This window comes from Caulobacter segnis (assembly GCF_003243465.1).
Classification (GTDB): Bacteria; Pseudomonadota; Alphaproteobacteria; order Caulobacterales; family Caulobacteraceae; genus Caulobacter; species Caulobacter segnis_A.
Map to the genome: position 1 here is coordinate 1 of NZ_QFQZ01000122.1, position 8921 is coordinate 8921.

At 68.5% G+C, this 8921-nt stretch carries 12 protein-coding genes and 3 pseudogenes; 5 read left to right on the forward strand and 10 right to left on the reverse strand.

Translation table 11 applies throughout. The annotated features are described in order from the left end of the window. A pseudogene (locus DI526_RS22275) lies at positions 1-156 on the reverse strand (hypothetical protein); the annotation flags it as partial. 12 nt (positions 157-168) lie between these two features. Continuing rightward, positions 169-549: a DUF2237 family protein gene (locus tag DI526_RS22280; RefSeq protein ID WP_304282896.1), complete on the reverse strand. Its 381-nt coding sequence runs from the start codon at positions 547-549 to the stop codon at positions 169-171. Between the two features lie 130 nt (positions 550-679). On the opposite strand from DI526_RS22280, the gene DI526_RS22285 reads away from it, so the two are divergent. Both DI526_RS22285 and DI526_RS22290 read left to right on the forward strand, forming a co-directional pair. Next, positions 680-1558: a CoA ester lyase gene (locus tag DI526_RS22285; RefSeq protein WP_304282898.1), complete on the forward strand. Its 879-nt coding sequence runs from the start codon at positions 680-682 to the stop codon at positions 1556-1558. A 24-nt stretch (positions 1559-1582) separates the two neighbouring features. Further along, complete coding sequence (locus DI526_RS22290) at positions 1583-2476, forward strand: hypothetical protein (RefSeq protein WP_304282900.1); 894 nt, start codon at positions 1583-1585, stop codon at positions 2474-2476. Positions 2477-2504: 28 nt separating this feature from the next. Here DI526_RS22290 and DI526_RS22295 read toward each other — a convergent pair whose 3' ends face one another. Next, positions 2505-3683, reverse strand: a complete 1179-nt coding sequence (locus DI526_RS22295; protein ID WP_304282903.1) for a cyclopropane-fatty-acyl-phospholipid synthase family protein — start codon at positions 3681-3683, stop codon at positions 2505-2507. A gap of 58 nt (positions 3684-3741) precedes the next feature. On the opposite strand from DI526_RS22295, the gene DI526_RS22300 reads away from it, so the two are divergent. Then, positions 3742-4203: an SAM-dependent methyltransferase gene (locus tag DI526_RS22300; protein WP_304282906.1), complete on the forward strand. Its 462-nt coding sequence runs from the start codon at positions 3742-3744 to the stop codon at positions 4201-4203. Positions 4204-4209: 6 nt separating this feature from the next. Here DI526_RS22300 and DI526_RS22305 read toward each other — a convergent pair whose 3' ends face one another. After that, a complete protein-coding gene (locus tag DI526_RS22305) occupies positions 4210-4665 on the reverse strand; it encodes a nuclear transport factor 2 family protein (protein WP_304282909.1) in 456 nt (151 codons plus the stop codon). Positions 4666-4672: 7 nt separating this feature from the next. Beyond that, positions 4673-5083 carry a YkvA family protein gene (locus DI526_RS22310; protein WP_304282911.1) on the reverse strand — a complete coding sequence of 137 codons (411 nt, stop codon included), beginning with the start codon at positions 5081-5083 and terminating at the stop codon, positions 4673-4675. 73 nt (positions 5084-5156) lie between these two features. Here DI526_RS22310 and DI526_RS22315 point away from each other — a divergent pair, with 73 nt between their 5' ends. Next, positions 5157-5939: an SDR family NAD(P)-dependent oxidoreductase gene (locus tag DI526_RS22315; RefSeq protein ID WP_304282914.1), complete on the forward strand. Its 783-nt coding sequence runs from the start codon at positions 5157-5159 to the stop codon at positions 5937-5939. Positions 5940-6082: 143 nt separating this feature from the next. On the opposite strand, the gene DI526_RS22320 is transcribed toward DI526_RS22315, so the two are convergent. The 3 genes from DI526_RS22320 to DI526_RS22330 form a co-directional block, all read right to left on the reverse strand. Continuing rightward, positions 6083-6673 carry a hypothetical protein gene (locus DI526_RS22320; protein ID WP_304282915.1) on the reverse strand — a complete coding sequence of 197 codons (591 nt, stop codon included), beginning with the start codon at positions 6671-6673 and terminating at the stop codon, positions 6083-6085. A gap of 108 nt (positions 6674-6781) precedes the next feature. Beyond that, on the reverse strand, positions 6782-7414 hold the full coding sequence (locus DI526_RS22325; protein ID WP_304282918.1) for a LysE family translocator: 633 nt from the start codon (positions 7412-7414) through the stop codon (positions 6782-6784). A gap of 41 nt (positions 7415-7455) precedes the next feature. Further along, positions 7456-7863 carry an MAPEG family protein gene (locus tag DI526_RS22330; RefSeq protein ID WP_304282920.1) on the reverse strand — a complete coding sequence of 136 codons (408 nt, stop codon included), beginning with the start codon at positions 7861-7863 and terminating at the stop codon, positions 7456-7458. A 173-nt stretch (positions 7864-8036) separates the two neighbouring features. Here DI526_RS22330 and DI526_RS22335 point away from each other — a divergent pair, with 173 nt between their 5' ends. Further along, positions 8037-8237, forward strand: coding sequence for a KTSC domain-containing protein (locus tag DI526_RS22335; RefSeq protein WP_304282922.1), 201 nt, complete (start codon positions 8037-8039; stop codon positions 8235-8237). A gap of 167 nt (positions 8238-8404) precedes the next feature. On the opposite strand, the pseudogene DI526_RS22340 reads toward DI526_RS22335, so the two are convergent. Next, positions 8405-8476 (reverse strand): annotated as a pseudogene (locus DI526_RS22340) (hypothetical protein); the annotation flags it as partial. Between the two features lie 323 nt (positions 8477-8799). Continuing rightward, positions 8800-8921: pseudogene (locus tag DI526_RS22345) on the reverse strand (hypothetical protein); the annotation flags it as partial.

The following is an 8921-nucleotide window of genomic DNA, read 5'->3' on the forward strand; positions in this document are numbered from 1 at the left end:
GAAGCGGGTTAAAACCCCGCGCGTCGAGGGCTCACCGGATAACGGCCACGCGGAGCGTCTGGCTTCGTCGAAACGGTACTCACACTCAACACCTCCGGACGGATGTCCGGCGCTCCGCGTCCCTTTCCGAACCTTCAGCGGCCCGCCGCGTGAAGCCGAAACCCCGTGTCAGGCCGCCGCATGATCCTTCAGCACGCCCAGCGGCGCGACGGCCAGCATCTCCTCGTGGGTGGCTTCCAGCACCACCTGCGGCGCCATGCCGGCCTCCAGCGCCTCGGTCCAGCGGCCGGCGCACAGGCACCAGCGGTCGCCGGCCTTCAGGCCCGGAAAGGCCAGGTCTGGGCGCGGGGTGGACAGATCGTTGCCGCGGGCCTTCGAGAAGGCCAGGAAGTCGTCGGTCATCACCGCGCAGACGGTGTGCAGGCCCAGGTCATGGGGGCCGGTCTCGCAACAGCCGTTGCGATAGAAGCCGGTCATCGGGTTGACCGAGCAGGGGACGAGTTCGCCGCCCAGCACGTTTCTGGCGTTCTTGTCGTAGCGCGTGGTCATGGCCTGATCCTACGCCGAACAGCAGGGGCGCCAAGGCGATATCGCCTTGCCTGACCCAAGCGGAAGGCTTTTGCTGCGGCGCAGCAATGCTAAGCTGGGCGCAAGACAGAAAACCAATCCGGGGAGCATCATGACCGTCGACCTGTCCAGCCGCCCGCGCCGCAGCGCCCTCTACATGCCGGCCTCCAACGCCAAGGCGGTTGAGAAGGCCCGCACGCTCGACGCCGACGTGATCATCCTGGACCTGGAGGACGCCGTCGCGCCCGAGGCCAAGCCGGCGGCGCGCGACGCGGCCGTCGCGGCGGTCCAGGCCGGCGGCTTTGGAAGCCGCGAAGTCGTGATCCGCGTCAATGGCCTGGACACGCCCTGGGGCGCCGAGGACCTGGCGGCGGCGGCGGAGGCCGGACCCGACGCCGTGCTCGTCCCGAAGGTCAACGACGCCGCCGACGTGCGGCTCTACGACCAGCGCCTGCACGCCGCCCGGCCGGCCACGCGGCTGTGGACCATGATCGAGACGGCCAAGGCCGCCTTCCATCTGTGGGAGATCGCCGAAGCCTCGCACGGCACGCGCCTGTCGGCCTGGGTCATGGGCGTCAACGACTTCGCCAAGGAGATGCGGGCCCGCCAGACGCCCGACCGGGCGCCGTTCCTGCCGCTGCTGACCCTGTCGGTGGCGGCGGCGCGGGCCCATGGCCTGACGATCCTGGACGGGGTCCACAACGACATCGAGGACCTGGCGGCGCTGGAGGCCGTCTGCGTCCAGGGCGTCGATTTCGGCTTCGACGGCAAGACCCTGATCCACCCCAAGCATCTGGAAATCTGCAACCGCGTCTTCTCGCCCTCGCCCGAGGACATCGCCTGGAGCCGCGCGGTGATCGCCGCCTTCAACGCGCCGGAAAATTCTGGCAAAGGCGCCTTGCGGGTGGACGGCAAGATGGCCGAACGTCTGCACTTGGCGCAGGCCGAGCGCCTAGTGGCCGTCGCGGAGGCGATCGCCGCCCGGGGCTAGGCGGCGGGGTCTAGAAGGTTGCGAATGCGGGCTATTGTTCTTTCCGTCGTCCTGGTCGCCAGCCCCGCCCTGGCCCAGCAGAGCCCGGCGACGGTTCCGCCCGCGCAGACAGCGCCCGCCGCGACCTCGCCGCCCGCCGCCGAGGTTCCCCAGGCTCTGGATCCGCTGGCCGACCTGATCGCCCAGTCCGGCCAGGACATGGACGAGGAGCAGGCCGAGACGGCCGCGCCCAAGCCCGCGCCGCGCCGCAAGCCGAACATCCTGCCGATCCCGGCGCCCGGCGAGGCGACCGCCGCCGAGCAGGTCTACGAAATGCGGGTGCGCGGCTCGATCGCCGCCGCCCAGACCCTGCAAGGGCCGCTGGACGGCCAGTGGCGGGTGGCGGGGCCGGACGGGACGCCGCTCTACGCCCTGCTGATCGTCGACAAGGCCGGGGGCGCCGCGCCGCTGGAGGGCGCCTGGCGCGACCTGCGCCGGACCGGGGCGCCAGGCTCGACGGGCCTGATCGACGATCTTCAGCGCGAGGGCGAAGGGCTTTCGGCGCGGTTCGTCTCCCGCGAAGGCGGCCAGGCCCTGACGCTGAGCCTGCGTCCGGGCGCCGACGGCGGCTGGTCCGGGCAACTGGTCGAGGAGGGCGCGGCGCGGCCGGTGGCGGCCGAGCACCTGCTGCCCGAGGCCCCGCCCGGCTACGAGGCGCGGGGCCGCGGTCCCTATGTCTGGCCGCCGCGCGCCGCCGCCAGCCGCCCGGCGTCCGACGCCCCCGCCGCCTGCTCGACCAAGGGCAAGAAGGGCAAGGCGTTGAAGGCCGCCAAGGCCAAGTGCGCGGCGGCGGCCCGCAAGGGCAAGGCCTCGGCGCTGAAGAAGGGCAAGGCGTCCAAGGCCAAGGGCAAGGCGGTTTCGCGGAAGAAGAGGCGCTAGAGCCGAGGTCGAGCGGGTCGGCGCCCGGCTATTGAGCCTGGAAAAGGTAGTCCCGGGTCAGGGGCGCGGCGTCGCGCTTCTTGGCCAGCTGGATCTGGAAGACCATGTGGCCGCCGTGCCGGAAGCCCAGCTCCGCCCCGGCCAGGTAGAACTCCCACATGCGGCGGAAGCGGGCGTCGAACATTTGGGGGATGTCGGGATCGGCCAGGAATCGCTCGCGCCAGATGCGGCAGGTCTCGGCGTAGTGCAGCCGCAGGATCTCGATGTCGGTGATCCAAAGCCCGGCCTTCTCGATCGCCGCGACGATCTCGGACAGGCCGGGGATATAGCCGCCGGGGAAGATGTACTTCTGGGTGAAGGCGTTGGTCGCGCCCGGCCCGTGCATCTTGCCGATCGAATGGACCAGGGCCACGCCGTCCTCGTCGAGCAGGCGGGCGATGGTCTCGAAATAGGTCTGGAAGTTCGGCGCGCCGACATGCTCGAGCATGCCGACCGAGACGATGCGGTCGAAGGGTTCGGCCAGGTCGCGATAGTCGGTCAGTCGGAAGTCGATCTGGTCGGAAAGGCCCGCCGTCGCGGCGCGCTCCTTAGCCAGCGCCTGCTGCTCGGTCGACAGGGTCACGCCCGTCATCCGCGCGCCGAAGTCCTTGGCCAGGGTCATCGACAGCCCGCCCCAGCCCGAGCCGATGTCGAGGGTCTTCATGCCCGGCTGGATCAGGAGCTTGCGGCCGATCAGGGCCTTCTTGGCCGCTTGCGCCTCCTCCAGCGTCATGTCCGGGCGCTCGAAATAGGCGCACGAGTACTGCATGTCGGCGTCGAGGAAGCGTCGGTAGAGGTCGTTCGACAGGTCGTAGTGATGGGCGACGTTGCGGCGCGAGGCGACGCGGTCGTTGACCTGCTGGATGCGCCGCTTCAGCGCCTTGCGGAACCGGCTGAGCGCCGAACCACGCTTTGGCTTTCGCCCGCCGCTTTCGCCGACGATGGTCAGCAGGTCCGAGATCGTCCCGCGTTCGAAGACGATATCGCCCTCCATATAGCCCTCGCCCAGACCCAGGCTGGGGTTGGCCAGGCGGCGCAGTCCGCGGCTGTTGATGCGGATCTCGACCGGCGGTCCCGAACCGTCCCCCGCCTTGACGATGCGACCGCCCGGCAGGTGCGCCGTGAAGTCGCCGGTCTTGATCATTCTTGCGAGGAGGGCTTCGATCATCCGACCAACTTAAGCGGTCCTGACCCCGCGACAACCTGTCGCACACGGAGGAAAGCGCATGATCATCGAAATGACGCCGATCGGGCGGGTCGAGGGCGGGCGCGAGGTCCCCGAGGACGACGACTGGGGCCAGAGCCGCGCCCGCATTGTGCTCGATCCCGGCCGCTTCGACGGCGAGGCGCTGATGGGTCTCGACACCTTCAGCCACGCCGAGATCGTCTACGTCTTCGACAAGGTGACCGACAGCGAGATTGTCAACGGCGCCCGCCACCCGCGCGGCGACAAGGACTGGCCGCGTATCGGCATCTTCGCCCAGCGGGGCAAGAACCGGCCCAACCGCATCGGCGTCACCGTCTGCGAGGTCGTCGCCGTGAACGGCCGGACGCTGGAGGTCAGGGGCCTGGACGCCATCGACGGCACGCCGGTGCTGGACATCAAGCCGGTGATGAGCGGCTTCGCCCCGCGCGGCGAGGTGCGCGAGCCCGACTGGGCGCGCGAGATCATGAAGAAATACTGGTAGGCGCGGCTACATCTTGCGAATTTCGGGGCAGGCTTCGGGCTCGGCCGTCCAGCTGATGCTGGCGATCTTCCAGGCGCCGTCAGCCTTGGCCAGGGTGAAGACGTCGAGGCCGCAGTGGAGCGTCTTGCCGTTGACCGTCAGCTCATAGGGGGCGGAGATCGTCGCCAAGGCGCCCCGACGGATAATCACCGGCGACCACATCCACTCCCTGGCGCCCGCGGGCGGCTTGGCGCCGAAGGTCTCCTCGAAGCCGAAGCGGCGAACGACCGTTTCGCCGCCGGGCCGGCTGGTCAGCGACATCAGCTGGGCGTTCGGCAGCAGGGTCGCGCGCATCGCCGCGACGTCGCCCTTCTCGAAGCCGTCGAAGAACGCCTGGGCGGTCGCCAGAACCGCCTTGTCCTCCGGGTCGGCGGGCGGGGGCGGGGCGGCCTGAACCGCGGCGGCGAGCAGCAGGGCGAACATGTGCGGATCAGCCTTCGTCGGCCAACTTGTGCAGGAAGGCTTGGGCGGCCTCCTTGTGGCGGGGCTTGAGGGTGCGTCCCAGGATCGCCATCAGCGCCGCGAACACCGCCGCGTCGTCGGTGAAGCCGATCACCGGCAGGATGTCGGGCAGGGCGTCGGTGGGCAGGACGAAATAGGCGAGCGCCGCCAGCATCATGCCCTTGGCCGCCGTCGGGGTCTCGGGGTCGCGGGCGCACCACCAGACCGACAGGGCGTCGGCGGCGAACGGGACCTTGGCGGCGACCTTGCGGATCTTGGGCAGGAAGCCGCGTTCGACGCGCTCCTCATTGACGCGCACCGTCGCTGGGACCAGCGCCTTGGCCGGATCCAGCACGTCGTTGACGTTTACGTCGGGGGACGGTTTGGCGTCGCCGCTCATCGGTCTAAACCTCTGCTCCAAGTCCGATCCTAAACGCGAACCCATCAAACGCGAAGCTTAAGGGGAAACGCTCATGAAACTCGACAACACCGTCGCCGCCGTGGTCACCGGGGGCGCTTCGGGCCTCGGCGAGGCCACCGCTCGCGCCCTGGCGGCGCAAGGCGTCAAGGTCGCGATCTTCGACATGAACGAAGCGCGGGGCGAAGAGGTCGCCAAGGAAATCGGCGGCGTCTTCTGCAAGGTCAATGTGACCAGCGACGCCGATGTCGACGCCGGCTTTGAGAAGGCCCGCGCCGCCCACGGCCAGGAGCGGATTCTCGTGAACTGCGCCGGCACCGGCAACGCGGCCAAGACCGCCAGCCGCGACAAGACCACCGGCGAGACCAAGCACTTCCCGCTCGACGCCTTCGATCGCATCATCCAGATCAACCTAGTCGGCACGTTCCGCTGCATCGCCAAGTCGGCCAAGGGCATGCTGGACCTGGAGCCGCTGGAAGACGGCGAGCGCGGCGCGATCGTCAACACCGCCTCGGTCGCGGCCGAGGACGGCCAGATGGGCCAGGCGGCCTATTCGGCCTCGAAGGGCGGCGTGGTCGGCATGACCCTGCCGATCGCCCGCGACCTGATGGGCGAGGGCATCCGCGTCAACACCATCCTGCCGGGCATCTTCAACACCCCGCTGATGAATGGCGCGCCGGAAGCGGTGAAGGCGGGCCTCGCCGCCTCGGTGCCGTTCCCCAAGCGCCTGGGCAATCCCGAGGAGTACGCCCAGCTGGCGGTGACGATGATCACCTGCGGCTATTTCAACGGCGAGGACGTGCGCCTGGACGGCGGCATCCGCATGGCGCCGCGATAGGCATAAAAAATACTCCCCCCAAGCGGGGGAGGTGATCGCGAAGCGATCGGAGGGGGGAGTGATGCGGAAGTCCCGCTGATACTTCCCTCTCCGTCGCGCCTTCGGATCGACGCCCCTCCCCTTGGGGAGAGGATTTTTCCGACCTACTTCTGCGCTTCGGGCCGCACGATCGTGCTGGCGAGGTTCGCCATGATCTCGCGGGCGTCGTAGGCGCGCGGGTCGCCCTGCGGCTTCTGGCCCTTATGCATCACGATCTCGGCGGCGGCCTCGAACTTCTCGACCGTGCGGATCTGGGCGCGGTCGGCGAAGAAGGGGTCACCCCAGAACGGGTCCCAGGTGCGCCAGCCATAGGCCGGGCCATAGTAGCGCCACGCCGGGCGCCAGTAACCGTACGGACCCCAGCCGAACGCCGGCCGCGCCAGCGGATCGGACTCGACATAGGTGCGCGCAGTGCGCTCGGTGCGGTGGTCGGCGGTCTCGAACCAGTCGTACCCCTGCTGAGTAGTCAGCTCGGCCGACCGATAGAGCAGATAGCGCTCGACGGTCTCGCGCGAGGTCAGGCTGTTGCCGGCGAAGGTGACGCGATAGCGGTCGCCTTCCAGCTTCTGCTCGGAGAAGCCGCCGGTGACGGCGCCCTTGGTGACCTTGGGCTGATAGGGCGTGGGCGTGGCGCAGGCGGCAAGGCCGGCGGCCAGCACCAGCGCCACGGCGACAGCGGCTTTCTTCATGGACATGACTTGCTCCTTCAAGCGGAGTCCTCGTGTTTGGAGACAACTCTGGCGAGGCTTTGTGGTTTCGCCAAGGCGCCGTTTGCAACAAGCCTGAAATCTGCGCCGGGGCGACTAGCCTCGCGAGACGATCAGGCCGGCGGCGGTAATCAGCAGGACGCCCACCAACAGCGCAAAGCCGCGCCGGAAACCGGGTTCGTTCATGCGGCTGGACAGGGCCGCGCCGCCCAGGCCGTAGCTGGACATGCTGATCAGGTCCATGCCGATGGTCGCGCAGGCGAACATGACAAGCTGCGGCGCCAGGGGTCTTTTGATGTCCAGGAACGGCGGCAGCACGCCGGAGAAGAACAGCAGGATCTTCGGATTGGCGATCTGCACCATGAAGCCGTCCAGGAACGCCGAGCGCCCGGCGCGCACGGTGGCCGAGGCGTGGCTTTCCAGGTTCTTGATCCCGGCCCACAGGGACTTCAGGCCCAGCCAGACAAGATAGGCCGCGCCGCCGAGCGCGAGGACGTGGAAGGCCTTGGGGAAAGCGATGATCAGCGCGCCCAGGCCGAGGGCCGAACCGGTGAACCACACCAGGGTCGCCGTATTCATGCCGACCACGCCCAGCAAGGCGGCGGCCTTGCCGCGTTCCATGCCGGTGGCGATGGCGAACAGGTTGGCCGGTCCAGGCGTGATGGCCATGACGAACATGGCGACCAGGAAGGCGCCGTAACGGGCGGGATCGACGGGCAGGTGGTCCATGGCGCGGATATAGGCCGCCGCGCCATGGCCTCAAACAGACTTCAGGCGCCGATCGTGACGTAGACCCAGATCGCCCGGCCCAGGGCGCCGAACACCAAAACCGCCGTCGCCAGGGCCTGGATGATGAAGCCGACCTCGCGCTTCTTCGGATCGGCGGCGTAGCCCAGCGCGTAGACGATCCGGCCGATGATCCAGACGACGCCCAGGGCCGCGGCGACCAGGTCGTTCCAGTAGATGGCGAACAGCCACAGGGCCGGCAGATAGATGACCAGCCACTCGACGGTGTTGGCCTGGACGCGGATATGGCGCTCCAGCTCCGGATCGCCGGTCATGGCCGGGGCGTCGATGCCGCTCCGCCGCCGCGCGCCGGGAATGCGCAGGATCATCCAGACATAGACCAGCAGGGACAGCAGGGTGACGATCGCCACCAGGGCGTGGGACTGATGCATGCTCAAGTTTCCTCCCCGCGGCTTCGCGCCGCTCCGCAATGACACTATTCGTATTCGCCCTGAGTTTGCACGGGGCGATCGGAGGCCTATGAGGCGGGCGCACGCCGGGAACCCGGCCGGGCTTCGTTCGCTCCTAGGACTGAACGATCCCCTTTGCGGAGGCTTGTGAAGCCATGCATGTGGACTCTACCGCGATCCAAGCGATCGATTACGCCCCCGAACACGGCAAGCTGTTCGTCACGTTCAGCGACGGCGACGAATACGTCTATGTCGGCGTCCCCGAACGGGTGAGCCGGGCCTTCTTCCGCGCGCCGTCGAAGGGGCGGTTCTTCCAGCGGATGATCCGGGACCGGTATCCTTACAACCGGGTGTAGGACGTGCGCCAAAATCCCTCTCTCATGGATGTCCCCGGTCTGAACATCCATGAGAGAGGGATTCCGCTTTGGATCGCCACCCGACCTCCCGAGGTCGGAGCGAACCTTACATCTCTTGGAGGCCGCAGCGTGCAGGGCTGTCCGGGTTGGTCAAGGACGGCTTCGCCGCCGCGGCGCGGCCGCCCGGAGGGCGGTCCTTGAGCAACCCGGACAGCCCTGCGATCGTCTCGCCGTGAGATGTAAGGATAGCTCCCGTCGCGGGGGACAGACGAGCTAAACCCTTCTCCTCCCCCACCGGGGGAGGGGGACCAGCGAAGCTGGTGGAGGGGGCCCTGTGCGGCGGGGTTACATCCTGTGGGCGACGGAGAGCGCGCTGTTCTGCCCTGAAGGGGGCCTTGCCGGCTCGGCTGGCCCCTCCACCGCCGTTCGGCGGTCCCCCTCCCCCGGAGGGGGAGGAGAGAGGAACTACGAGCGTTCGCGGCGCTCTGTGATCCGCGTATCCGGAATCGAACCGAACGATTTCAAACGCTTCCCACTTTTACACGCCGCTCAATCATCCGCGTTAAAACCGCCCGTATGCTTGACCCACCTCGTCGCGAGGAAAGGGCGCGTGGCCAGCGACCATCGTGGCGGCGTGGGGCGATCGAGCGGGGACAGGTTCGAGGGGGATACTCGGACGGTCCG

Excerpts from the sequence above, each read along its gene's own strand:
- DI526_RS22315 (WP_304282914.1), top strand. The coding sequence starts at position 5,157 with ATGAAACTCGACAACACCGTCGCCGCCGTGGTCACCGGGGGCGCTTCG.
- DI526_RS22285 (WP_304282898.1), top strand. The coding sequence starts at position 680 with ATGACCGTCGACCTGTCCAGCCGCCCGCGCCGCAGCGCCCTCTACATG.
- DI526_RS22330 (WP_304282920.1), bottom strand. The coding sequence starts at position 7,863 with ATGCATCAGTCCCACGCCCTGGTGGCGATCGTCACCCTGCTGTCCCTG.
- DI526_RS22325 (WP_304282918.1), bottom strand. The coding sequence starts at position 7,414 with ATGGACCACCTGCCCGTCGATCCCGCCCGTTACGGCGCCTTCCTGGTC.
- DI526_RS22280 (WP_304282896.1), bottom strand. The coding sequence starts at position 549 with ATGACCACGCGCTACGACAAGAACGCCAGAAACGTGCTGGGCGGCGAA.
- DI526_RS22290 (WP_304282900.1), top strand. The coding sequence starts at position 1,583 with ATGCGGGCTATTGTTCTTTCCGTCGTCCTGGTCGCCAGCCCCGCCCTG.
- DI526_RS22320 (WP_304282915.1), bottom strand. The coding sequence starts at position 6,673 with ATGTCCATGAAGAAAGCCGCTGTCGCCGTGGCGCTGGTGCTGGCCGCC.
- DI526_RS22305 (WP_304282909.1), bottom strand. The coding sequence starts at position 4,665 with ATGTTCGCCCTGCTGCTCGCCGCCGCGGTTCAGGCCGCCCCGCCCCCG.
- DI526_RS22295 (WP_304282903.1), bottom strand. The coding sequence starts at position 3,683 with ATGATCGAAGCCCTCCTCGCAAGAATGATCAAGACCGGCGACTTCACG.
- DI526_RS22335 (WP_304282922.1), top strand. The coding sequence starts at position 8,037 with ATGCATGTGGACTCTACCGCGATCCAAGCGATCGATTACGCCCCCGAA.
- DI526_RS22310 (WP_304282911.1), bottom strand. The coding sequence starts at position 5,083 with ATGAGCGGCGACGCCAAACCGTCCCCCGACGTAAACGTCAACGACGTG.
- DI526_RS22300 (WP_304282906.1), top strand. The coding sequence starts at position 3,742 with ATGATCATCGAAATGACGCCGATCGGGCGGGTCGAGGGCGGGCGCGAG.